This is a genomic window from Streptomyces sp. NPDC055749 (assembly GCF_053617235.1).
The window spans coordinates 70,510-94,285 of the sequence record NZ_JBSHFH010000019.1 but is presented as its reverse complement, the minus strand read 5'-3'; the positions used below and the strand labels follow the sequence as shown (position 1 = coordinate 94,285).

22 protein-coding genes are annotated in these 23,776 nt (G+C 70.8%); 10 read left to right on the top strand and 12 right to left on the bottom strand.

What is annotated here, in order from left to right:
- Positions 1-33 precede the first annotated feature (33 nt).
- From ACWGO0_RS16940 to ACWGO0_RS16910, 7 genes are all read left to right on the top strand, one after another.
- The gene (locus ACWGO0_RS16940; protein WP_453534677.1) at positions 34-1,338 is read left to right on the top strand and encodes a lipopolysaccharide biosynthesis protein; all 1,305 of its coding nucleotides are present in this window, start codon (positions 34-36) and stop codon (positions 1,336-1,338) included.
- 47 nt (positions 1,339-1,385) lie between these two features.
- The gene (locus tag ACWGO0_RS16935; RefSeq protein WP_453534776.1) at positions 1,386-2,438 is read left to right on the top strand and encodes a glycosyltransferase family 2 protein; all 1,053 of its coding nucleotides are present in this window, start codon (positions 1,386-1,388) and stop codon (positions 2,436-2,438) included.
- Positions 2,439-2,500: 62 nt separating this feature from the next.
- On the top strand, positions 2,501-3,613 hold the full coding sequence (locus ACWGO0_RS16930; protein ID WP_453534674.1) for a GNAT family N-acetyltransferase: 1,113 nt from the start codon (positions 2,501-2,503) through the stop codon (positions 3,611-3,613).
- Positions 3,614-3,682: 69 nt separating this feature from the next.
- Complete coding sequence (locus ACWGO0_RS16925) at positions 3,683-4,459, top strand: polysaccharide deacetylase family protein (RefSeq protein WP_453534773.1); 777 nt, start codon at positions 3,683-3,685, stop codon at positions 4,457-4,459.
- Positions 4,452-5,852 carry a GH39 family glycosyl hydrolase gene (locus ACWGO0_RS16920; protein ID WP_453534672.1) on the top strand — a complete coding sequence of 467 codons (1,401 nt, stop codon included), beginning with the start codon at positions 4,452-4,454 and terminating at the stop codon, positions 5,850-5,852. Before ACWGO0_RS16925 ends, ACWGO0_RS16920 begins: the two co-directional genes overlap by 8 nt.
- An 89-nt stretch (positions 5,853-5,941) precedes the next feature.
- Entirely contained in the window at positions 5,942-6,667 is a 726-nt protein-coding gene (locus tag ACWGO0_RS16915; RefSeq protein WP_453534669.1) for a TetR/AcrR family transcriptional regulator, read from the top strand.
- Positions 6,668-6,865: 198 nt separating this feature from the next.
- Positions 6,866-8,134 (top strand): hypothetical protein, encoded by a 1,269-nt coding sequence (locus ACWGO0_RS16910; RefSeq protein WP_453534666.1) that lies wholly within the window; start codon positions 6,866-6,868, stop codon positions 8,132-8,134.
- 9 nt (positions 8,135-8,143) lie between these two features.
- On the opposite strand, the gene ACWGO0_RS16905 is transcribed toward ACWGO0_RS16910, so the two are convergent.
- Positions 8,144-8,557, bottom strand: coding sequence for a (2Fe-2S) ferredoxin domain-containing protein (locus tag ACWGO0_RS16905; protein WP_453534663.1), 414 nt, complete (start codon positions 8,555-8,557; stop codon positions 8,144-8,146).
- A gap of 335 nt (positions 8,558-8,892) precedes the next feature.
- On the opposite strand from ACWGO0_RS16905, the gene ACWGO0_RS16900 reads away from it, so the two are divergent.
- On the top strand, positions 8,893-9,477 hold the full coding sequence (locus ACWGO0_RS16900) for a TMEM165/GDT1 family protein (RefSeq protein WP_453534660.1): 585 nt from the start codon (positions 8,893-8,895) through the stop codon (positions 9,475-9,477).
- A 24-nt stretch (positions 9,478-9,501) separates the two neighbouring features.
- Here ACWGO0_RS16900 and ACWGO0_RS16895 read toward each other — a convergent pair whose 3' ends face one another.
- The 3 genes from ACWGO0_RS16895 to ACWGO0_RS16885 all read right to left on the bottom strand — a co-directional run bounded on the left by ACWGO0_RS16895 (position 9,502) and on the right by ACWGO0_RS16885 (position 11,986).
- Positions 9,502-10,026, bottom strand: a complete 525-nt coding sequence (locus ACWGO0_RS16895) for a methylated-DNA--[protein]-cysteine S-methyltransferase (RefSeq protein ID WP_453534657.1) — start codon at positions 10,024-10,026, stop codon at positions 9,502-9,504.
- An 11-nt stretch (positions 10,027-10,037) separates the two neighbouring features.
- The gene (locus ACWGO0_RS16890; protein WP_453534654.1) at positions 10,038-11,510 is read right to left on the bottom strand and encodes an AlkA N-terminal domain-containing protein; all 1,473 of its coding nucleotides are present in this window, start codon (positions 11,508-11,510) and stop codon (positions 10,038-10,040) included.
- 89 nt (positions 11,511-11,599) lie between these two features.
- A complete protein-coding gene (locus ACWGO0_RS16885) occupies positions 11,600-11,986 on the bottom strand; it encodes a hypothetical protein (protein WP_453534652.1) in 387 nt (128 codons plus the stop codon).
- 202 nt (positions 11,987-12,188) lie between these two features.
- Between ACWGO0_RS16885 and ACWGO0_RS16880 the strand changes: the two genes are divergently transcribed.
- Positions 12,189-12,920, top strand: coding sequence for a hypothetical protein (locus tag ACWGO0_RS16880; protein WP_453534649.1), 732 nt, complete (start codon positions 12,189-12,191; stop codon positions 12,918-12,920).
- Between the two features lie 27 nt (positions 12,921-12,947).
- Here the strand turns inward: ACWGO0_RS16880 and ACWGO0_RS16875 are convergent, their stop codons facing one another.
- From ACWGO0_RS16875 to ACWGO0_RS16840, 8 genes are all read right to left on the bottom strand, one after another.
- The gene (locus tag ACWGO0_RS16875) at positions 12,948-14,363 is read right to left on the bottom strand and encodes a phytoene desaturase family protein (RefSeq protein ID WP_453534646.1); all 1,416 of its coding nucleotides are present in this window, start codon (positions 14,361-14,363) and stop codon (positions 12,948-12,950) included.
- A gap of 108 nt (positions 14,364-14,471) precedes the next feature.
- Entirely contained in the window at positions 14,472-15,317 is an 846-nt protein-coding gene (locus ACWGO0_RS16870; protein ID WP_453534644.1) for an inositol monophosphatase family protein, read from the bottom strand.
- 45 nt (positions 15,318-15,362) lie between these two features.
- Complete coding sequence (locus ACWGO0_RS16865; RefSeq protein WP_453534641.1) at positions 15,363-17,204, bottom strand: gamma-glutamyltransferase family protein; 1,842 nt, start codon at positions 17,202-17,204, stop codon at positions 15,363-15,365.
- Between the two features lie 63 nt (positions 17,205-17,267).
- The gene (locus ACWGO0_RS16860) at positions 17,268-18,224 is read right to left on the bottom strand and encodes an ABC transporter ATP-binding protein (RefSeq protein ID WP_453534770.1); all 957 of its coding nucleotides are present in this window, start codon (positions 18,222-18,224) and stop codon (positions 17,268-17,270) included.
- Between the two features lie 83 nt (positions 18,225-18,307).
- Complete coding sequence (locus ACWGO0_RS16855; RefSeq protein ID WP_453534639.1) at positions 18,308-19,408, bottom strand: ABC transporter ATP-binding protein; 1,101 nt, start codon at positions 19,406-19,408, stop codon at positions 18,308-18,310.
- A 34-nt stretch (positions 19,409-19,442) separates the two neighbouring features.
- The gene (locus ACWGO0_RS16850; RefSeq protein ID WP_453534636.1) at positions 19,443-20,333 is read right to left on the bottom strand and encodes an ABC transporter permease; all 891 of its coding nucleotides are present in this window, start codon (positions 20,331-20,333) and stop codon (positions 19,443-19,445) included.
- Positions 20,330-21,283: an ABC transporter permease gene (locus ACWGO0_RS16845; protein WP_453534633.1), complete on the bottom strand. Its 954-nt coding sequence runs from the start codon at positions 21,281-21,283 to the stop codon at positions 20,330-20,332. The genes ACWGO0_RS16850 and ACWGO0_RS16845 overlap by 4 nt, the downstream gene beginning before the upstream one ends.
- A complete protein-coding gene (locus ACWGO0_RS16840) occupies positions 21,280-22,791 on the bottom strand; it encodes an ABC transporter substrate-binding protein (protein ID WP_453534630.1) in 1,512 nt (503 codons plus the stop codon). The genes ACWGO0_RS16845 and ACWGO0_RS16840 overlap by 4 nt, the downstream gene beginning before the upstream one ends.
- A gap of 306 nt (positions 22,792-23,097) precedes the next feature.
- Here ACWGO0_RS16840 and ACWGO0_RS16835 point away from each other — a divergent pair, with 306 nt between their 5' ends.
- The gene (locus tag ACWGO0_RS16835) at positions 23,098-23,646 is read left to right on the top strand and encodes a GNAT family N-acetyltransferase (protein ID WP_453534627.1); all 549 of its coding nucleotides are present in this window, start codon (positions 23,098-23,100) and stop codon (positions 23,644-23,646) included.
- The last annotated feature ends 130 nt before the right edge of the window (positions 23,647-23,776 follow it).

Here is a 23,776-nt window from a genome sequence, read left to right as displayed (position 1 = left end):
CATGCCTCTTCCCGCCCTCGAACGGCACACACAGTGTCCGCCGGCTCCCCTCGCCCCGCCACGGCCGTACGAACGAAGCTCGCCGCGCTGCTGCCTCACGAGCCGCTTCTGCGCAACGGGCACCTGCTCGCCACGAGCTCCCTGGTCAATGCGGCACTGGGAGCGGTCTTCTGGGCGCTTGCCACCCGCTGGTACGACGACCGGACGGTGGGCCTCAACTACGCCGCCATCACCGCCGCCACACTGCTGTCCACCATCGGCCAGCTGAACCTCTCCGACCTCCTGGTGCGCTTCGTCCCGTGTGCCGGACGGCACACCCGAAGGCTGGTGGTCGCCTGCTATGCCGCCAGCATCGTCTGCAGCGTGCTGATCGCCGGAGGCTTCCTCCTGCTGGTCCCGGTACTCAGCCCTGGTCTGGATTTCCTGCTCACGCCGCTGACCGGCCTCTTCTTCGTGGCCTACACCGCGGGTTACACCATCTTCGCCCTCCAGGACGGCGCCCTGACCGGAGTGCGGCGCCCGGGCTGGGTGGTGATGGAGAACGTGATCTTCGCCGTGGTGAAGATTCTTCTGCTGGCCCTGGCTGCCGCCCTCACACTCTTCACCGGCATCCTGATCTCCTGGGCCGGCGCCTTGGTGGTGGCCCTCCTCGTAGCCAACATCTACCTGCTGCGACGTGCCGTGCCTCAGCATGAGCGGGAGGCGACGCAGACGGCACGCCCGCCCCGTCTCATGGGATACGCGACGGCGGACTACGCAGGCTCGCTGTTCCGGATGGCCGCGTACAGCCTGGTGCCCCTCGTGGTGCTGAACACGCTCGGCCCGGAGCAGAGCGCCTACTACTCGCTCGCGTGGATCGTCGGCTACGTCCCCTACCTGCTCGCGACGAACATGGGCAGCTCCCTGATCGTGGAAGCTGCACGGGCGCCGGGGCAGCTGGCGCGGCACGCGAGACGGGTCCTGCGTCACTCGGCACTGTTCATGGCGGCAGGCGCCGCCGCGGTATTCGTCGCCGCGCCGCAGTTGCTCGCCTTCTTCGGGCCGGAGTACGCGGAACACGGCACCCCGCTGCTGAGGTTGCTGGCGCTCTCCGCACTGCCGAACCTCGTTGTGAGCCTGGCGGTCGATGTCGCGCGCATGCGCCGGCAGATGCGCCGGGTCGTCGGACTGCAGCTGGCCCTCTGCGTCCTGGTGCTCGGGCTGGCCCAGGTCCTGCTGCCGGTGATGGGGCTGGTCGGAGGAGGCGTCGCCTGGCTCGTTGCCCAGTGTCTGCTCGCGCTCTATCTCCTGGCACAGCGGTCGCGATGGCTGCCCCGGGATAAGGAGGACCCCTCATGACTGTCCTCGCCAACGGCTCTGCGTCGAACCCGGATGAGGAGAACACCGTGCCCCACACAGACATCTCCGTGGTGATCTGCGTCTACACCGAGGAGCGTTGGGAGGACATCCTCGCCGCCGTGAACTCGGTACGCGGACAATCCCTGCCGGCCCTGGAGACGCTGGTGGTCGTCGACCACAATCCGGACCTGCTCAACCTGCTCCGGCAGGAGTACGCCGGGAGCGACTCCGTCGGAAGTCGCTCTCAGAAGGTCAGGATTCTCGCCAACGCGGGCCCCCAGGGCCTGTCCTCCGGCCGCAACACGGGAATCGCCGCGTCCCGCGGCACGATCATCGCTTTCCTCGACGACGACGCGGTGGCGGAACAGGACTGGTTGGGGCACATGGCATCGGCGTACACCGATCCGCGAGTGATGGCGGTGGGAGGCCGCACCGTTCCGGTGTGGGCCTCCGGCCGCCGTCCCGCCTGGTTCCCCGCGGAGTTCGACTGGGTCGTCGGCTGTGCCTACCGGGGCATGCCGGCCGGACGGGCGCCCGTCCGCAACGTGCTGGGCGGAAACGCCTCCTTCCGTCGCACGGCCTTCGACACGGCGGGCGGCTTCGCTGTCGGCATCGGACGCGACGGCGACAAGCGCCCGCTGGGCTGCGAGGAGACCGAGCTGTGCATCCGGCTGACCCGGGTGAAGCCGGACGCGGTCCTGCTCATCGACGACCGCGCGGTCATCCATCACAAGGTTCCCTCCGCCCGGGAACACTTCGACTACTTCCTCCTCCGCACCTACGCCGAGGGTCTGTCGAAGGCCCGGGTCACCCGTCACGTAGGTGTGGGCAAAGGGCTGGAGTCCGAGCGTCGCTACACCACACACGTCCTGCCCGCCGGGGCCGTACGCGGACTGCGCGACGCCCTGCTGGGGCGGCGCGGCGGTGCGGGCCGCGCCGGAGCGATCGTGGCCGGCGTGGCGAGCGCAGCAGCGGGATACGCGGTCGGCGTCCTCCAGGCACGCACGTGTGGCTCCCCCGCCTGGGAGGTGCGGCAGCCGAAGCTCCAGAGCGCAGACAGCATCACCGAGTCGTTCGAGCGAGACGAAGCGCCGACGTGAGCACACACCGATCCGCAGGACGGCCCTGAGGTGGCTGTCCCCCGAAACGAAGGAAAAGTGTCATGGACATCAGCGTCTACCGGTCGGAGGAGCTGACCGACGCGGATCGGGCAGCCTGGACGACAATGCAGGCGAAGGCCTTTCGGGACGGCCTGCCCCAGATGGTGAACCCCTTCCTCTCCCCCGAGTTCGCACTGGCAGTGGGCCGGTGCAGGCGCGGCGTACGTATCGCCGTGATACGCGAGGACGGTCCGGCCGGCGAACCGGTGGCATTCTTTCCCTACCAGCGCACCACGGCGGGCGTGGGCCGCGCGATCGGGCTGGGCTTGTCCGACTGCCAGGGGATTGTGCACGGGCCAGGCTTCCGCTGTGACGCCGGCGGGTTGCTCTCGGCGTGCGGCCTCGCCATCTGGGAGTTCGACCATCTCGCTCAGGGGCAGCAGCCATTCGAGCATTCGATCAAGAGCACCTTCCCGTCACCTGTAATGGACGTGGAGGCGGGCTGGGATGCCTACGTCGCCCGGCTGCGCGAGCGGTCGAACAAGGGCACCAAGGGCCGGCTGAAACTGGAACGCAAGCTGGCCCAGGAGGTCGGGGAGGTGCGCTACGTACACGATGAGCGCGACCCCGCCATGCTCCGCACGCTGATGGCCTGGAAGTCCGCGCAGTACCGCAAGACCGGCCGTAGTGACCGGTTCGCGCACGCATGGATCATCCGGCTGGTGGACGACCTGTTCCACACCCACACCGAATCGTTCGCCGGCCTCCTGTCCGTGCTGTACGCCGACGGCCGGCCCGTCGCCGCGCATTTCGGACCGCGGTCGGAAAAGGTCATGGCCCTGTGGTTCCCGGCCTACGATCCCACCTTCGCCGAGTTCTCCCCAGGCATCGTGCAGCATTTGCGGATGGCACAGGGAGCAGCTGCCGAGGGCATCTCCTATCTGGATCTCGGACGCGGCAACCGGGGCCACAAGGAGGTACTGAAGACAGGTGAATTCTTCGTGTCCGAGGGCTGGGTGACCCGTCGGCACCCGGTCGCGCTGGCCCATCGGGCGCGCCGTGCTCCGGTCCGGGCCCTGCGCAACACCGTCGTCTCGCGACCGGAGCTGTTCCGGCCGGCCGACCGGCTGCTGAAGAGCGTGGGCAAGGTCCACGCATGGAGGAAGGCGTCATAGCGCCCAGCACCGATTCCGTGATCCACTGGCACGAGGGAGCTTCCGGTGACCAGCCCCGTACCGATCCTCATGTACCACGCAGTGACGCACACGCCGACGCCATCGATCCGCGCGCTGTCCGTCCCGCCGGAAACGTTCGCCGACCAGATGCGGCTGCTCGCAAAACGCGGGTTCACTCCGGTGACCACAGCCCGGCTCGCCGCCGCCTGGCGTGGCGGTCCGCCGCTGCCGGAACGTCCCGTGCTGATCACTTTCGACGACGGCTACCAGGGGGTGCACCACTACGCCCTGCCCGTCCTGCGCGAATTCGGATTCGCCGCGACCGTGTATGTCACAACGGGGTGGCTACGCGGTCGGCACGAGATCTGCGGGGCGGCCCTGGACACCATGCTCGACTGGGAGGAGGTACGCGAACTGGCGGCAGCCGGCGCGGAGATCGGCGGCCATACCCATAGCCACCCACAGATGGACCAGCTCCCCGACAGCGAGTTGGAGTACGAGGTGCGGCGCTGCAGGGAGATCATCGCCGAGCGACTCGGCTCCCCACCGGAGTCCTTCGCCTACCCTTATGGCTACTCCAGCCGCCGCGTGCGCCAAGCCGTACGCACCGCCGGCTTCGCCCAGTCAGTGGCGGTGGGCAACGCGCTGGCCGATCCGCGCCAGGGCCCCTTCGCGCTGCGCCGGATGACCGTGCGGCGCGACACCCGCCCCGAGGAGCTCGCGCGGCTGGCGGAAGGCCGGACCGTGGGCCGCACCTTCGCCACGGACCGTGCCCTGACGAAGGGCTACGCACTGGTCCGCCGATCCCGTTGGCTGATTCGAAAGGGAGCCGGGGCGGATGTCTGACACCAGCGAGGCCAGGACGGCGCCGGGCACCGGGCCACACCGGCGGTGGCGCATCGTCCTCCTCGTCGCGACGACCCTCGCGCTCGCGCTCGTCCTCTCCCTGTGCGCCACACTCACGAACGACCGCGATACGTCCACCAGGGGCACAGATGCCCGGGGCGCCCCTGCCGAGCCGTCGCTCGGGTGGGGCCTCACGCACACGCAGTACAGCGCCGATGCGGGAGAGCCCGAAGCCAAGGAGACCGCGCGTAAGGCTCTCTCCGCCCGGTCACTGCCACAGAATCAACACATCATGGGCTGGGGCGCCAGCAACCCCGAACCCTCCCCGGGACGTTACGATTTCGCGGCGTTGGACAGCCGCATCGACCTCATCCGGGAGACCGGCGGCACGCCCGTCATCACGCTGTGCTGCGCGCCCGACTGGATGAAGGGCGGCAAGCCGGGCCAGACCGACTGGTCCCGGCGCTCCCTGGAGACGGCCCCGCGCCCCGAGCACTACGACGACTTCGCAGCACTCGCAGCCACGGTCGCCGAACGCTATCCGGACGTGCGGCACTTCATTGTCTGGAACGAGTTCAAGGGCTTCTTCGACGACTCGAGGAAACGCTGGAACTACGAGGGGTACACCGAGCTCTACAACAAGGTCCACGCTGCGTTGAAGAAGGTGAACAAGAACAACCTGGTGGGCGGGCCGTATCTGAACATGGACAGTTTCGCGCCCGGCCGCACCAGCCACGCCTCCAGCCTCAAGGGTCCCTGGGGCAGCGTCGATCAGCGCGTCCTCGACGCCTTCGACTACTGGAACACGCACAAGGCCGGAGCCGACTTCGCCGTCCTCGACGGGTCCAGCTTCACCCATGACGACAGGACTCTGCCCGATCAGTTCCGCTCCGTCGACAAGTTCACCGCTGTAGGCCGGTGGGTGCGGGAACGCACCTCCCTGCCTCTGTGGTGGGCCGAGTACTACGTGGAGCCGGGAGCCGACAGTGACCGCGACCGCGACCGCTGGAGCGAGTCGCATCGCAAGGCCGTACAGGCCGCCGGAATGGCCGCCATGGTCAGGGGCGGTGCCACCACAGGCTTCTACTGGAACCCGCAGAAACGCGGAGAACAATGCTACGGCTGCCTGTGGCGCAGCACCGAGCTCACCGACGGGAGCGGCGGCGCCCCGCTGCCCATGCTTGACCTCGTCCGCCGGTTCCACTCGGAGTTCCCCCCAGGTACGACCTACCGGCCGGTCGACGTGGCATCCGGCGCGGCGAACGTGCGGGTGCTCGCCGACGACGAAGTCGTCCTGGTCGTGAACACTCAAGACAGAGCCGTTCGGGCAGAGATCGACGGCCGGACCGTCAACATGGACGCCTATGAGGTGCTCTGGCTGAGGAGGTCGTGACCGGCGCCAAGGCCGTGTGCAGGGGTTCCCGCAGGCCACGGATGTAATTTATTGCGTACACCACGCACCTTTCCTATCCAGGAGACGGAATGGCGAAGGAGCAGCGGTCCGGCCCAACCCGTCGCGCCAGCGATCGCGGCCATCACGGCAAGCTCGATCGGGAACGCGTGCTTGCAGCCGCCCTCGAACTGGTCGATCGCGAGGGGCTCTCGGCGCTGAGCATGCGTCGCCTCGGCGCCGAGCTCGGCGTGGAGGCCATGGCGCTCTACCGCTACGCAGCGAGCAAGGACGCTCTCCTGGACGGACTGGTCGAAGCCCTGTACCTGGAGCTGGAGGAGCGTCTGGAGACCGAGCCCGGGCCCGGCGCGGAGGCCGAGGCGCTCAACTGGCGCACCGAGCTCCATCGGATCGCCCGGACGACGTACGACATCTGCCTCGCCCACCCCGAGGCCGTTCCGCTGCTCGCCACCCGCATGCTGGCCGTCCCGCTGGCCCGGCGGCCGCTGGCCGTGCTGCGGGGCCACGAGCAGGTGCTGGCCCTGCTGCGGCAGGCTGGGCTCGATGGAGCCCGGGCCTCGGCCGTCTTCCGGGCCTTCACCGCCTGGCTTCTCGGTTACATTTCCGTGGAGTTGCAGCCCATGGTCGACAACCCGGACGAGCAGGAGCCGGCGTTCCGGCTCGGGCTGCACCGTATGCCGTCGCAGCAACTGCCCCGGCTGCGGGAGACCGCCGCCGCGCTCGCCGAACGGGGTGGGCCGCAGGGACTGGCGGCGGGCCTGGACGCGCTGCTCGACCGGTTGCTCACCGAAGAGTGATCAGCGGGCGAACGGTCCCTCCAGTGCCGCCCGCTGCGGCAGTTCGCCACCAGCGGCGCAGACCGGTTCGCCGTGGATCGGCCCAGACCTGGAGCCGGTCGCCGTCTGAAACCGCTTCCATTCATTCGCCATTGGCCCCGCGTGCACCCGCGCCCGGCATCATCCGGGGTCCACGACGGCGAAGGGATCGTGCACCTCATGGGACACATAGGCGGCCTGTGGAAGACGGCCATAACGGCCCTGGCCTGTACGGCGGTTGTCGGCACGGCGGGGGGTTCGGCCACAGCGGCGCCCACCGGAGCGGTGGCGGCACGGGCAGAGGTGTCGCGGCCGGAGGTGACGCGGGCAGAGGTGACGCGGGCAGAGGTGACGCGGGCAGAGGCGGCGGACAGCCGCCCGGCTGTTTCCCGTCCGTTGCCCACGGCGGTGGACGGCGGCGCCTGGCAGTCCGGTCATGTCCAGGGAATGGCGGTCGACCGGCGCAAGGGCTTCATGTACTTCTCGTACACGAATCTCCTGGTCAAGACCGACCTCCGGGGCAGGCCGGTCGGGTCGGTCACCGGTTTCACCGGGCATCTCGGGGATCTGGACTTCAACGAGAAGGACGGCCGGGTCTACGGCTCGCTGGAGTACAAGGCCGCGAAGGCGTTCTACATCGCGATCCTCGACGGTGACCGCATCACCCGCATGGGCATGGACGCGCAGTCCACGGATGTCGTCTCGACCGTCTATCTCGACGAGGTCGTACGGGACTACGCCGCCGACATGGACGGCGACGGGGTGTTCGACGGCAACACAGGGAAGACCGCCGACCACCGGTACGGGTGCAGCGGCATCGACGGTGTGGCGTTCGGGCCGGAGTTCGGCAAGAAGAACGGCAGGCAGAAGCTGACGGTCGCGTACGGCGTGTACGCCAACACCGGTCGCACGGACAACGATCACCAGGTGCTGCTCCAGTACGACATCGAGCGGTGGAAGCACTACGAGCGTCCGCTGTCCGAGGCCGCCCCGCACACCAGCGGCCCCGCGCGGGTGGACGGCAAGTTCTTCGCGTACACCGGGAACACGACGTACGGCGTGCAGAACCTGGAGTACGACGGGCACAGCGGCAACTGGCTGATGGCGGCCTACAAGGGCACCAAGCCCGGCTTCCCGAACTACACGGTCTTCGCGGTCGACGGCGGGCGCAAGCCCGTGGCCGGGGACATCCGTGGCCAGCAGCGGCCCGAGCGCGGCCTCCTGCTGCCGCTCCTGCGGGCGGGGTTGCACGACGAGGCGACCGGTACGTACGGCTGGGCGGTGCCGGGACAGTACGGCCAGTACGGGCTGGTGTCGCTCGACGACGGCCGCTACTACGTGGCGCGCAGCGGCACGGTCCAGGAGGGCGGGGTCACCAAGCAGACGGCCCGTGCCGAGCTGAACACCTGGACGGGCGCGACACCGTCGCCGTTCGCTCCGGTGGGCTGACGGTTCGGTTCAGCGGCCGGGGCGCTCCAGTTCCGCCTGTACGCGGCGTGAGGGACGGAACACGTAGAGGTCGAGGATGTCGGGGGCGTCGGCGAGGCCGGGGCCTCCTTCGGCCGCCCAGGCGGCGATGTCGGCCACCGCGTCCGGATCGTTGACCAGCCCGAGCCAGACCGGCCGGCCGCCCGCCCTGCGGCCCTCGGCGGAGGGCTGTACGACGATGACGTTGCCGTGCTCGCACGCGTCCAGGCACTCCACGGCGCGCACGGTGGCGGACCGGCCGGCCGTCTCCTTCAGCCGGCGCAGCTGGTCGGCGTGGTCGACGCCGGGGATCTTCTCGGTGCCGCAGCAGCAGCCCCGGCAGACGCTGACGGTGGGCCGGGGGGTGCCCGGTCCGGGGACTGTTCCGCGGGTGCGGCGGCTCATGCGGGGACACTTCCGGTCGAGGCGCGGATGATCACCGTGGGACTCTACCCAGACCGCTCCGGTATCGAACAGCTGATCACGTCCCTCGCGGGATCGGGTATCGTTGACGGCTGCGAAGGGGAGTAGCCCCGCAAACCGGTCGTCGACACACTGGAACCCTCGGGTTCCCGGTGGCCGGGCTCGTAGATCCTTACGGGTGGGCGAGACCTTCGGTCAGGTATGACACGCCCGCGCCCTGCGGGCGCTGACGTCATGCCGGGCCGAGTGGTCCTCCGGAAGCCCGAGTGGCGCTTCGCGAAGATCCGGGGCCCGGCTCCTACAGAAAGCCACCCGGCATGCATCTCGACCCCCTGGCGATCCTCACCGCTTTCGGGCTGATCTTCCTCGCGGAGCTCCCCGACAAGACGATGTTCGCCTCGCTGGCCATGGGCACCCGTATGCGCCCGCTCTATGTCTGGTTCGGTACGTCCTCCGCGTTCGTCGTGCACGTCGCCATCGCCGTCGGCGCGGGCGGTCTGATCGGGCTGCTGCCCGACTGGACGGTCAAGCTGGTCTCGGCCCTGCTCTTCGCGTTCGGCGCGTTCATGCTGCTGCGCAACGGGGGCGACGACGGGGACGAGGCGGACGAGGTCAAGACCGTGACCGGTTTCTGGCCGGTGTACTCGACCGCCTTCATGGCCGTCTTCATCAGTGAGTGGGGCGACCTCACCCAGATCACCACCGCCAACCTCGCGGCGAGCAACGGTGCCTGGTCCACCGCGATCGGTTCGGCCGCCGCGCTGATGTCCGTGTCGGCGCTGGCGCTGCTGGCGGGGCGTTTCATCGCCAAGCGGGTGCCGCTGAAGACCGTGCAGCGCATCGGTGGGCTCTGCATGCTGGGGCTCGCGATCTGGTCGGCCGTGGAGATCTTCACCGGCTGACGGGCTCGGAAACGCTTTCGCTGTTCAGAACAGGGCCGGTACGTCACCCTCCGTACCGTTCTCGAAGGCCAGCAGCCGCTGCTTGCGCTCCAGGCCGCCGCCGTAGCCGGTGAGGCTGCCCGATGCTCCGATGACCCGGTGGCACGGGACGATGATGCCGACCGGATTCTTGCCGTTGGCGAGGCCCACGGCCCGGGAGGCGCCGGGCTTGCCGAGGAGCTCGGCCAGCTCTCCGTAGGACCGGGTCTCGCCGTACGGGATGCGCTGGAGCTCGGCCCAGACGGTCTGCTGGAACGGGGTGCCTGCCAGGTTCAGCGGCAGGTCGAAGTCGCGGAGCTCGCCGGCGAAGTAGGCGTCCAGCTGCCGGATCACCGCTCCGAAGGGGCGGGGGTCCGGCTCACCGAAGGTCTCCTCCGGCGGGCGGTGGCGCTGGCCGACCATGTAGAGGCCGGCCAGGACGCCGTCCGTCGCGACCAGGGTGAGTGGCCCGTAGGGGCTGTCGACGACCGTGTGCTGTCTGGTCGCCGAGGCTGTCGCTGTGACTGTCATGGTGAACGTCCTTACGCGGGCAGGTGGTTGATCGGATGGTCGTCGACGGTCCACAGATACTGCACGGCGTACGCCCGCCAGGGGCGCCAGTGTGCCGCGCGCGCGGTGAGCGCGGCGGGCGTCGCCGGCAGGCCGAGCTGCTGGGCCGCCCGTCTGATCCCGAGGTCGGTGGGGAGGAAGGCGTCCGGGTCGCCGAGCGCCCGCATGGCAATGACCTCGACCGTCCAGGGCCCGAAGCCGGGGAGTGCGTTCAGTTGCGCACGGGTCCCGTCCCAGTCGGTGTCCGTGCCGAGCCGCAGAGAGTCGTCGGCGAGGGCCGCGACGAGGGTGGTGAGCGTGGTGCGCCGGGTACGCGGCAGGGCGAGCGCCTCCGGATCGAGCCCGGCGAGCGCCTGCGGGGTGGGGAAGAGGTGGGTGAGACCGCCCTCGGGGTCGTCTACGGGGGTGCCGTGGGCGGTGACCAGACGGGCCGCGTGGGTGCGGGCCGCCGCCGTCGAGACCTGCTGGCCGAGCACGGCCCGTACCGCGAACTCCGCACCGTCGACGGTGCGCGGAACCCGGCGTCCTGGGGCCTTGTCGACGAGTGGGGCGAGCAGTGGATCGGTACGCAGCTGCTCGTCGACGGCGACCGGGTCGGCGTCGAGGTCGAGCAGCCACCGGCAGCGGCTGATGGCCTGGGTGAGGTCGCGCGGGTCGGTGAGCAGGAGCCGGCAGGCGATGTGGTCGGCGCGCGGGGCGAGGGAGACGATGCCGTGTCCGTGCGGGAGGGTGAGCGTGCGGCGGTACGCGCCGTCGCGCCACTCCTCGACACCGGGGACGGCGGTCGCGGCGAGGTGGCCGAAGAGGTTGCTGGGGTTGAGCGGGGCGCGGTACGGGAGGCGCAGCGCGATGACCCCGGGTGTCGTGGCCGTTCCGGTCCCCCGGGCGGCGCGGGTCCGCAGCTCGCCGGGCGCGAGCGCGAAGACCTCGCGGACGGTGTCGTTGAAGGTACGGATCGAGGAGAACCCGGCGGCGAACGCCACTTCCGCCATGGGGAGCTGAGTGGTCTCGATGAGCAGCCTGGCCGTCTGGGCGCGCTGGGAGCGGGCCAGCGCGAGAGGGCCCGCCCCCAGCTCGGCGAGCAGCTGGCGCTCGATCTGCCGTGCGGAGTAGCCGAGGCGCGCGGCAAGCCCTGTGACGCCCTCCCGGTCGACGACGCCGTCCGCGATGAGACGCATGGCGCGGGCGACCGAGTCGGCGCGCGCGTTCCATTCCGGGGAGCCCGGGCTGGTGTCGGGACGGCACCGCTTGCAGGCCCGGAAGCCGGCCTGCTGACAAGCGGCGGCGCTGGGCAGGAAGCTCATGTTCTCGACCTTGGGCGGCACGACGGGGCAGCTGGGACGGCAGTAGATCCGGGTGGTCAGGACCGCCGTGAAGAACCATCCGTCGAAGCGGGCGTCCTTGGACTGGACGGCCCGTACGCAGCGCTCGGTTTCGGTGTGCATGGTTCAAGGATGAGGCACGGGGAGGGCGGCGGCTGGCGGAAATCCGACATCAGCCTTCGCCTGCCAGGCATGCACGGAACGACCCCGGCTCAGACCGGGACAAAGGCCGGCCACCAGTCGGGGATGTTGTCCGGGCAGGCGGTGGACGGGTAGTCCATGCCTCCGACCGCGGACGTGAGGAACCAGAGCAGCCAGAGGTTCGCCGCGACGGCGCAGATCGTGGCGGCCGTGCGCCCGAACCGCCCCACGGCTCCGTGGACGACCGTCCACACCACGGCCGTCAGGAGCCAGACGACGGGCAGCAGGAAGATCAGGACCATGGAGTTCGCCGAGGAGTTGACTCCCACGTCGCAGGATTTCCACATGGCCCCGATGAGGAGGACGCCCACCACAGCCGTGGGAATCCCGGACACCGCACCCATGCGGAACCCGGCGGACCAGTGCCCGCGGGAAGCGCGGTCCGTCGCTGTGCTCATCAGCCCTCCCCCTCCTGTCAACGGCCCTGGGCCCCGGCGTACATGGTGACGTACACGCGGGCCGTGTGTGACGTTCGGGCGGCTCGGGACGCTGGGACAAGTGGATGGCCGGGGCCTGCCCCCCAGCGGGGTCCCGGCCGTCCTCCTTCCTCGGCTCCGCACTTTCCCGGGTCACCGAACTCGTCGACAGAACAAGGCACTTATGCTCCCCCTGCACCACCGCGCTCTTTCCTCCGCCCTCGCCGCAGGCGCCCTGTTCGCGCTGGTCACCGGCTGCGGCGGATCGGATACGGATACCGGCTCCGACACGAAGCCGTCGGCCACGGCATCCGCACCGGCCGACCCGGCCACCCCGGCGCCCCCGGCCCGTACCGAGGCGGAACTGACGCAGCTCTTCGTCGCGGACGCCGAGACGAAGGGCTTCGTGTCGCAGGCGAACGACGTCGCGGCAGTCCGCCCCGAGGCCGACGACGATGCCTGCACGCCGCTCGCGGACATGACCGCTTCGGGGACGGCCCGCACCCCGGAGGCCGCCGCCTGGACGAGCCGCAGCTTCAGCTCCACCGCCGCGCAGGGCCTTACGGTGACGGTCAACCTCTCCTCGTACGAGGACGACGGCGCGCAGCGGACGCTGACCGACCTGCGGGCTGCGATCGATGCCTGCGCCGACGGCTTCGTGACGTCCAACAACAACGGCGGCGCGACCGTCACCTACAAGTCGGTCGAGCCGGAGAAGGCCCCCGCGGAGGCGGGCGAGGAGTCGGTGTCGTGGGTGATGACCGGTGTCGCGGAGGGTGCGCAGATCCCGATGCATCTCACGGCCGTGCGTGAGGGCAGCACACTCGCGGTGTTCTTCACACTGCACCTCACGGACCCGGCCAAGGCGGAGCTGCCCGAGGGCATCTTCGCCGCGCAGACGGCCAAGCTGGCCTGACCCCGCCCCGGTGGTCGCGGCCCAGGCTCAGCCGTTCCGCAGGCGCCGCCAGACCGCCTTCGCCGCGTGGTGGCCGGACATGCCGTGGACTCCGGGTCCCGGCGGTGTGGCCGAGGAGCAGATGAAGACCGCCGGGTGCGCGGTGGCGTACGGCACGCGGGCCAGTTTGGGGCGGATGAGCGTCTGGAGTCCTGAGAACGCGCCACACGCGATGTCACCGCCCACGTAGTTGGCGTTGCGCGCGGCGAGTTCGGGGGGTCCCGCGACGGCGCGGGCGAGTACCAGGTCGCGGAAGCCCGGCGCGAAGCGCTCCAGCTGGCGTTCGATGACCTCGGTCGCGTCGCCCGTCCAGCGCGCCGGGACGTGCCCGTACACCCAGAAGACGTGCTTGCCCTCGGGTGCCCGTGAAGGGTCGGCGAGGGTCGGCTGAGCGGTGATGAGGAACGGGACGCTCGGATCACGGCCCTCGACGGCCGCCCGCAGCGCGCTGTCGATCTCGCCCTCGGTCGGGCCGATGTGGACGGTGCCGGCCCGCCGGGCGTCCTTGGCGGTCCACGGCATGGGGCCCGACAGGGCGTAATCGATCTTGAAGGTGGAGGCTCCGTACCGGTAGCCGCTGTACGCGTTGCCGAGTCCGGCGATCCGGGCGAGGGCGGTCGGCGAGGTGTCGAAGATGTAGGCGCGGGCGGGCGGCAGCTCGTCCAGGCGCTTGACCTCGGTGCCGGTGCGGATGGTGCCGCCCAGTTCGCGCAGATACGAGGCGAGGGCGTCGGCGATGGCCTGGGAGCCGCCGCGCGGCACCGGCCAGCCGTGCTCGTGGGCGGCGAGCGCGAACACGAGGGCGATGGCGCCGGTGGCGAATCCGCTGGTGGGAGCTATGGCATGGGCGGCGAGCCCGGCGAAGAGGCCCCGCGCTTTCGGATCGTGGAAGCGCCGGGTGAGCCAGGTGGCCGGCTGGAGGCCGACCAGACCGAAGCGCGCGAGGCGGTACGGATCGCGCGGCAGCCCGTCCCACGGCGTGCGCAGGAAGTCGGCGGCCAGAGTGTCCCAGTGCCCGACGTACGGCGCGACGAGCCGGCGGTAGGCGCCCGCGTCCCGCGCCCCGAGTGACATCGCGCTCTCCCCCACCGACTGCGTGAGCACGGCGGCGGTGCCGTCGGGGAAGGGGTGGGCGAGCGACAGTTCGGGCTGGATCCACCGGAGCCCGTGGCGGTCCAGCGGCATGTCCCGGAACGCCGGTGACCCCACGCCGAGCGGATGCACGGCCGAACACGGGTCGTGGCGGAATCCGGGGAGGGTGAGCTCTTCGGTACGGGCCCCGCCCCCGATGGTGTCCGCGGCCTCGAACACCTCCACCGAGAAGCCCCGGCGGGCCAACTCGGCTGCGGCGGTGAGTCCGTTGGGCCCCGCCCCCACGACGACTGCATCGAGCATCGACGGCACCTTGGGACTCCTTGTCAGCCGGCGGCCAGGACACCCAGGATATTCGGGGCCACCGACAGCGTGGGAGCGGGTGGCCTTCCGCCCGGCCGCTCGGTGCTGCGGGACCGGTCAGATCCCGGTGCGCAGCGCGTCCAGGACGCGTTCCTTCGTGGTGTCGTCCCGGGCGGCCGTGAAGGGCAGGTCGTTGCCACCGGCGATACGGAAGGGCGCGCCGGAGAGCGTGGACTGCGCGCCGCCCGCCTCGGTGACCAGGAGAAGGCCCGCCGCGTGGTCCCAGGCGAACTCCCAGTTGAACGCGACCGCGTCCTGGGCTCCGCAGGCGACTGCGAGGTATTCGAGTCCGGCGGACCCGCAGGGGCGGGCGTCGATGCCTTCGGTACGCAGCCCCAGCAGGGCCCGCTTCTGGGCGTCGGACGTGTAGTCGGGGTGGGACATGGCCACCTTCAGGACGGCGCCGGGCGCGGGCGAGCCCGCGTGCAGGGGCTTGCCGTTGAGCGTGGCGCCCCGGCCGCGTACGGCGACGGCCATCTCTCCCAGCGCGGCGGCGTACGTCCACGAGGCGAGGACCTCGCCGTGGTGGGCGAGGGCCACCAGGGTGCAGAAGCCGGGTTCGCCGCGGACGAACTGCCGGGTCCCGTCGACCGGGTCGACGATCCAGACGGGTGCTTCGCCGCCCAGGGCGTCGTACACCCGCGGGTCGGCGTGGACGGCCTCCTCGCCGACGACGACCGAGCCGGGCAGCAGCCGGGTCAGGGAGGCGGTCAGATGCTCCTCGGCGAGGCGGTCGGCGGTCGTGACCAGGTCGTGCGGGCCGCTCTTCTCGATGATCTCGTGGGAGGCGAGCTGCTGGTAGCGCGGCATGATCTCGGCGGCGGCGGCTTCGCGGACCGCCGCTTCGACCTGCGTCAGGTGCCCGGCGTCCCCGGCGTTCTCGGCGAGAAAGTCATCGATCATGACTCCAGCTAAGCACGGTCCGCCGGGGGCGCGTCGGGCGGGCGGTCAGCGGCCGACCGCGTACCCCTGCATGCCGCGCGGATTGGCCGCGGCGGACAGGACTCCGGTCCGCGGGTCGCGGGCGACGGCGCACATCCGGCCCTCCGACCACGGGTCGCCGACCGTGACCTCGTGGCCCCTGCGGCGCAGCTCGGCCACGACCTCCGGGTCCATGCCCTCCTCGACGGTGACGCTGCCGGGGCGCATACCGCGCGGGAAGAAGGACCCGGGGAAGCTGTCGTTGTGCCAGTTCGGGGCGTCGATGGCGCCCTGGAGGTCGAGGCCCCCGCGGACCTCGGCGCGCAGCGCGACGGCGAGGAAGAAGTGCACCTGCCACTGGTCCTGCTGGTCGCCGCCGGGCGTACCGAACGCCATGACGGGCACGCCGTCGCGCAGGGCGAGGGACGGGGTGAGGGTGGTGCGGGGGCGGCGGCCGGGGGTGAGGGAGTTCGGCAGGCCCTCGTCGAGCCAGGCCATCTGGAGGCGGGTGCCGAGCGGGAAGCCCAGCTCGGGGACGACCGGGTTGGACTGGAGCCAGCCGCCGCTGGGGGTCGCGGAGACCATGTTGCCCCAGCGGTCGACGACGTCGACGTGGCAGGTGTCGCCGCGGGTCGAGCCATCGGCGGAGACGGCAGGCTCAGCGGCGCCCGCGCCGTCCTTGGCGACGGTCGGCTCGCCCGCACCGGCGGCCGGGATGCCCATGGCGTCGAAGCCGGACTCGCCGGAGGCGACGGCGTGGGCGTGCGCGCTGAGGACGGGGGTGCGGCCGTCGGGGCTGCCGGGGCGCAGCTCGTACGACGCATCGCCGGTGACAAGGGCGCGGCGCGCTGCGTTGTACGGCTCGGAGAGCAGGGTGTCCAGGGGGACGGTCGCGGCGTCGCCGTACCAGGCCTCCCGGTCGGCCATGGCGAGCTTGCAGCCCTCGATGAGCAGGTGCACGTAGTCGGCGGAGCCGTACGCGGGCAGCTCGGCGGGGAGCAGGGCGAGCTGCTGGAGGAAGGCGGGGCCCTGGCTCCAGCCGCCCGCCTTGGCGAGCGTCCAGCCGTTCCAGTCGTACGTGGCGGGGGCCTCGTACGAGGCGGACCAGCCGGCCAGATCGGCGGCCGTGAGGGTGCCGGTGTGGTGCTTGCCGCTGGTGTCCATGGTGGGAACGGCGGCCTGGCGGACCAGGGCCTCGGCGATGAAGCCCTCGCTCCAGATCTTCCGGGCCGCGTCGATCTGCGCGACGCGGTCCTCACCGCCCGTCTCGCGGGCCTCGGCTATGAGGCGGCGCCAGGTTGCCGCGAGGGCGGGGTTGCGGAACAGCTCGCCCGGCCGCGGCGCGTTGCCGCCAGGGAGGTAGACCTCGGCGGAGGACGGCCATTCCGTCTCGAAGAGTTCGCGGACAGTCTCGACGGTCTGGCCGACCCGCTCGACGGGTGCGTGGCCGTCCTCCGCGTATCCGATCGCGTACCGCAGGACCTGCTCGACGCTCTTGGTGCCGTGGTCGCGCAGCAGCAGCATCCAGGCGTCGAACGCGCCGGGGACGGCGGCGGCGAGCGGCCCCGTGCCGGGCACGAGGTCGAGCCCCAGGGAGCGGTAGTGGGCGACGGTGGCGCCCGCGGGGGCGGGACCCTGGCCGCACAGCACCTGTACGTCGCCGTCCTTCGGCGCCAGGATCACCGGGACCTCACCGGCCGGGCCGTTGAGGTGCGGTTCGACGACGTGCAGGACGAATCCGGCGGCGACGGCCGCGTCGAAGGCGTTTCCGCCGTCCTCCAGGACGGCCATCGCGGACTGCGAGGCGAGCCAGTGGGTGGAGGACACCATGCCGAAGGTGCCCTGGAGGGTCGGCCGGGTGGTGAACACGGATACGGCTCCTAGCTGTGCTGGTGGTCTGTGCGGATCGTAGACGCGGGGGCGCGGGGCGGGTCAGCCGGCCGCGTCGGGGGCGGTGCCGTCGTCGGCCACGAGGTGGCAGGAGACCTGCCGACCGCCGGGGATCTCGCGCAGGGCGGGGACCTCGGTGCGGCAGCGGTCGGTGGCGAGCGGGCAGCGGGTGTGGAAGCGGCAGCCCGGCGGGGGGTCGAGGGGGCTGGGGAGTTCGCCGTGCAGCACGATGCGCCGGCGGGACCGCTGCTCGACCGGGTCCGGGACGGGTGCGGCGGAGAGCAGGGCCTGGGTGTACGGGTGCTTGGGTGCCGCGAACAGCTCGGCTGTCGGGGCCTGTTCGACGATCTGGCCCAGATACATCACGGCGATCCGGTCGGCGAGGAATTCGACGGCGGCCAGGTCGTGGGTGATGAACAGACAGCCGAACCCGCGGTCGCGCTGAAGGTCGGCGAGGAGGTTGAGCACGGCCGCCTGGACGGAGACGTCGAGGGCCGAAGTCGGTTCGTCGGCGACGACCAGATCGGGGTCGCAGGAGAGCGCGCGGGCTATGGAGATGCGCTGGCGCTGCCCGCCCGAGAGCTCGTGCGGGTGCCGGTCCGCGTGCTCGGGGCGCAGTCCGACCTGGCCGAGGAGCTTCTCGACGCGGGCCCGTACCTCTTCGCCTCGGGCCTGCCGGTTCAGTCTGATCGGCTCGGCGATGATCTGCCCGATGGTCATGCGCGGGTCGAGGGAGGACGACGGGTCCTGGAAGACCAGGTGGAAGTCCTTGCGCAGGGGGCGCAGGGCCCGGCGGGAGAGGTGGGTGACGTCCGTGCCGTTGATGCGGACGGTGCCGCCGGTGGGTTCGTCGAGGCGGACGGCGCAGCGGCCGACGGTCGTCTTGCCGCTGCCGGACTCGCCGACGAGTCCGACGACCTCGCCGCGCCCGACGGTGATCGACACGCCGTCCACGGCCCGTACGGTCGCGCCGCCGGAGGCCGCGAAGTGCCTTTCCATGGAAGTGATTTCGAGGACCGGGGGCAGCGGGGGCGGGGCACCCTCACCGCTCTCGCGCGGTGCGGGGACGGTCTGTGCTGTGGTCACTTTCCGGCCTCCTGGTCGGGTCGGGCTTCGTGTGCGGGGGCGGTGGATTCGCGTGCGGGGGCAGTGACTTCGTCCGCTCCGTACGGGTGCCAGCAGGCGGCCCGGTGCGAGGCGTCGGCGCCGGCCTGGCGGTCGATGGCCTTGAAGCCGGGACGGCTGCCCGTACAGGTGTCGTCGGCCCGGGCGCAGCGCGGGGCGAAGGTGCACGCGTCCGGCTGGCTGTCGAGGCTCGGCACCAGGCCGGGGATCTCGGGCAGCCGTCGTTTGCCCTCGCCGCCGGGACGCAGGACCGCGCCGAGCAGGCCACGGGTGTACGGGTGCCTTCCGGCGGCGAACAGGTCGTGGACTGGGGCCTGTTCGACGGGGCGGCCCGCGTACATCACGAGGACCCGGTCGGCGGCGTCGGCCACCACGCCGAGGTCGTGGGTGACCAGGACGATGGCGGTGCCGAGCCGTTCGCGCAGCGACTGGAGCACTTCCAGGATGCCGGCCTGCACGGTCACGTCGAGTGCCGTCGTCGGCTCGTCCGCGATCAGGACGGCGGGGTCGCAGGCCACGGCGATGGCGATCATCACGCGCTGGCGCATACCGCCGGAGAGCTGGTGGGGGTACTCCTCGATGCGGCGCGCCGGGGCCGGGATGCCGACGAGTTCGAGGAGTTCCACGGCGCGCGAGCGCGCCTCCTTCTTACTGAGGCCCTGGTGCCTGCGGAGCACTTCGCCGATCTGCCGGCCGATGGTCAGGACCGGGTTCAGCGAGGTCATCGGCTCCTGGAAGATCATCGCGATGTCCTTGCCGCGGACCTTCTGGAGTTCCTTCTCGGACGCGCCGGCGAGTTCGCGGCCGGCGAGCCTGATGGAACCGCCGACGCGGGCGGTCGGCGGGAGCAGCCCCATGACGGCCATCGAGGTGACGGACTTGCCGCAGCCCGACTCCCCCACCACGGCGAGGACTTCACCGCGGGCCAGGTCGAAGGAGACTCCGTCGACGGCGTGCACGGTGCGGGTGTCGGAGCGGAAGGACACCGCCAGGTCGCGCACGCTCAGGACGGGTTCGCGTACCGGATCCCGTACGGGTTCGAGGACGGTCTCGGTCATCGGGTGCCTCCGCAGAAGGCGTGAACGGTCTCGGTCATCGGGTGCCTCCGCGGGGGTCGAGGACGTCACGCAGTCCGTCGCCGAGCAGGTTGAAGGCCAGGGTCGCCGCGACGATCGCCAGGCCGGGGAAGACGGCCATCCAGGGCGCGGGCGCCAGGAAGGACTGGGCGCCGGAGAGCATCACGCCCAGCGAGGGGTCGGGCGGCTGGACGCCGAGGCCGAGGAAGCTGAGCAGCGCCTCGCCGATGATGGCGGCGGGGATGCCCACGGTCGCCTGGACGATCAGCGCGGATGTGGCGTTGGGCAGGATGTGCCGGAAGAGCAGGGTGCCGTCGCCCCCGCCGTTGGCGATGGCAGCGGCGACGTAGTCGGCGTCCCGCAGCCGCAGGGTCTCGGCCCTGGTGATGCGGATGACGGCGGGGATCTGCGAGATGCCGATGGCGATGGTCGCGTTGATGAGGGACGGGCCGAGGATCGCGGCGAGTCCGACGGCGAGCACCAGGAAGGGGAAGGCCAGCATGGTGTCCGTGAGGCGCGAGACGGCGCTGTCCGCGATCTTGCCGTAGTACCCGCCGAGCAGTCCCAGCGGTACGCCGACGAGGAAGGCCAGCACGACGGCGACGAGGCCGACCTGCATGGAGGCCCGCGCCCCGTACACGATGCGGGAGAGCTGGTCGCGGCCGAGATCGTCGGTGCCGAGCCAGTGCGCCCAGCTCGGTTCCGCCAGAACGTTCCCGAAGTTCGGCTGGGCGGGGTCGTACGGTGCGATGAGCGGGGCGAACAGTGCCACGAGTACGAAGACGGCGGCGATGATCCCGCCGGTGAGGGCGAGCCGGTTCCTGCGCAGGGCGCGGAGCCTGCCGCCGCCCCTGCGCCGCGGAGTGACCGCGGGCTTGGTGGGGAGGGATGTGGTCGCTGTGGTCACCGGGCACCTCCGAGCCGGATGCGCGGGTCGATGACCGAATAGACCACGTCGACCAGCAGGTTGATGAGGATGTACGCGGCGGAGGTGCAGAGCACCACGGCCTGGAGCGTGGCGTAGTCACGGGTGAAGACGGCGTCGATGGTGAGCTTGCCGAAGCCGGGCAGGACGAAGATCTGCTCCGTGACGACGGCGCCGGAGATCAGGTGGCCGAGCTGGAGACCGAGGACGGTCACGACGGTGACGAGCGAGTTGCGCAGCGCGTGCCCGCCGATGACGGACCGCCGCGACAGGCCCTTGGCGCGTGCCGTACGGACGTAGTCGGCGGAGAGCGAGTCGAGCATCGCCGCCCGGGTCTGGCGCATCACGACGGCGGCCAGACCGGAACCGAGCACGATCGCGGGAAGCACCATGCGGCGCAGGTTGTCGACCGGGTCCGTACCGAAGGGGACGTAACCGGAAGCGGCGAACACCGGGACGGCGATGGCGAATCCGAGGACCAGGACGATACCGAGCCAGAAGGTCGGGATGGAGAGGCCGATCAGCGCGATGGCGTTGGCGAGCCACTCCTCCGGCCTGCCGCGCCGTACGGCGGCGACGACACCGGCGCCGATGCCGACGACGACCGCGAGGAGCAGGGAGAGCGCGGCGAGTTCCAGGGTGACGGGCAGGGCCTGGGCGATGGCGTCGGCGACGGGAAGCCCGGTGCGGGAGGACGTACCGAGGTCGCCGGTGAGGGCGTGGCCTATGAACCGTCCGTACTGGACGACGATGTTGTCGTTGAGTCCGTAGCTCTCGCGGATCGCGGCGAGTGCCTCGGGGCTGCGTTCCTCGCCGGCGAGTGCGAGCGCCGGGTCGCCGGGCAGGGCCCGGATTCCGGCGAACACCACGATGCTGACGAGGAAGAGCGTGATGAGGGACTGACGCAGCCGCGTCAGCAGGTACTTCGTCATCGGGTGTACCCCGCAGTCGTGACCCGGACCAGTCCGTCGCCGTAGACGCGGATGCCCGCGACGTCCTTGGTGGTGACGACGTAGTTCTTCTGCCGGTAGAGGTAGATCATGGCGTGGGCGTCCTGGACCCGTCGGGTCAGTTCGTCGTAGATCTCGGTCCGCCGTGCCGGGTCGGCGACGGTGCGGCCCTCGGCGATCAGCTTGTCGATCCCGGGGTCGCCGAGGCCGTACGCGTTCATGGCGCCCGCCGTCTTGAGGAAGTTGGAGACGTTGCCGTCGGGGTCGAGGCGGCCGGACCAGCCGCTGGTGAAGATGTCGTAGTGCCCGGCGTCGGTCTCGGCGAGCATGGTGGCGTACTCGGTGGGCCGCAGCGAGAGTTCGAAGCCGGCCTCCTTGACCATGGCCTGGAGGACCTGGCCGACGCGCCCCTGTTCCGGGGTGGTGGAGGTCTTCAGCTCGATCTTCACGGGGGTCTTCACCCCGGCCTCCTCCAGCAGCTTCTTCGCCTTGGCGACATCGCGCTTCGGACAGTCCTGCGGCTGCACGCCGGGGGCGATGGCGGACTGCGGGGAGATGGGGCCGCAGGCCGGTTCGTACATCCCCTGGAAGACGACCTTGTTGATCAGCTCGCGGTCGATGGCGAGCTCGAACGCCTCCCGGACCCGGACATCACGGGCGAGCGGGGTGTCGATCTTCCCGGGCGGCTGCCCCAGGCCCTTCACGTTGCCGACGTTGATACCGATGCCCTGGTAGCCGAGCGAGGGCGAGTTGAAGAGCTGGAGCCCCGGTTCGGTGAGGGCGCTGCGTACGTCGACGGGGCCCATCTGGTCGCCGACCTGGAGGTCGCCGGAGCGCAGGTTGGCGAGGCGGACGTTGCCGTCGGGGATGGGTTTGTAGACGACTCCGTCGAGATGGACCTTGTCGGCGTCGTAGTAGTGGGGGTCCTTCTCCAGGACGATCCGGTCGCCGCCGACCCGCTCGACGAACCTGAAGGGGCCGACGCAGGACGGGTGGTTGGTGAAGCTCTTCCCGTACTTCTTGAGCGCGGCCGGTGACATCACCATCCCGGCCCGGTCGGCGAGCACGCCGGTGAGCGGTACGTAGGGGTGGTCGAGCTCCATCCGCACGGTGTACGGGCCGGTGGCCTCGGCCTTGCTGACCGGGGCCAGTTCGGTGCCGCGCGCGGATCCGGGGAGATCGCGGTGGCGCAGCAGCGAGGTGACGACCGCCTGTGCGTCGAGTGCGGTGCCGTCGCTGAACGTCAGCCCCTCGCGTACCCGCACCGTGACCGTGCGGCCGTCGGCCGATGTGGTGGGGAGCGCGGCGGCGAGCTGCGGCACGACGGTGCCGTCCTCGTCGATGTCGTACAGCTTCTCGCACATGCCCGCGAAGACCGTGCGGCCCACCAGGGTCTGGGCGAGCGTGGGATCGAGCTTGTCGGGGTCGGAGTTGAGAGCAACGGTGAGCGTCCCGCCGTCGCGTACGGGCCGTTCATCGGTTTTCCGCACACCTCCGACCTCGGTCGCCGAGGACTGCAGCGACGCGCAGCCCGAGGTGAGGGACACCAATGCAACTGCCACCAGGGCAACCGCTTTTCGGCGCACGAGGGCCTACCTCCCGCCAGGGGGTGATCAAGGAATACCGCCGACCGTATTTCGCATACAGTCCGCAGTGCAAGAGGGCTGCTCACATAGCGGACAGGAATTTTGCTGACGATCGGATAACGGTCGGCGTGGGTGGTGCCGGGGGGCCACCAAATGGCTTGAGAGCGCTGTCCGCACCGTGTTAGGACTGCCGCATCACGAGAACTGATCATGAAGACACGGAGGCTGCTGGACATGGTGCTCGGAGAACTGGTGAAGCTGCGGGCCATGGGACCGCCGGACGCGGACGCCCTGTGGCGGTGGAACCACGACCCCGAGGTCATGCGCTGGATGGGCGACGGCTACCCCCAGCAGCCCGAACTGACGCGTAAGTGGCTGGAGGAACGGCCCCGCAACGCGTACGACGATCTGCTGCTCGGCATCGAAGTGCGCGAGGACGAGCAGCTCATCGGCCTGGTCCGGCTGCGCGACGTCGAGGCGGAGACGGGCAGCGCCGAACTCGACATCTACTTGGGCGAGAAGGAGTCCTGGGGCCGGGGCTACGCCACCGACGCGCTGCGGACGGTCTGCCGCTACGGCTTCGACAAGATGCGGCTGCACCGGATCGGCCTGACTGTCGTCACCGAGAACCACGCGGCCCATCACATCTACCGCAAGGTGGGCTTCGTCGAGGAGGGCAGGCTGCGCCAGAGCTTCCGGCGCGACGGCAAGTGGTACGACGAGTTCACGATGGCGATGCTGGAGGGCGAGCTGCGCTGACCGCGCGGGTGGCGCAGCTCAGCGAGCGCGGTACGCGAGCGCGGTACGCGAGCGCGGTACGCGAGCGCGGTACGCGAGCGCGGTACGCGAGCGCGGTACGCGAGCGCGGTACGCGAGCGCGGTACGCGAG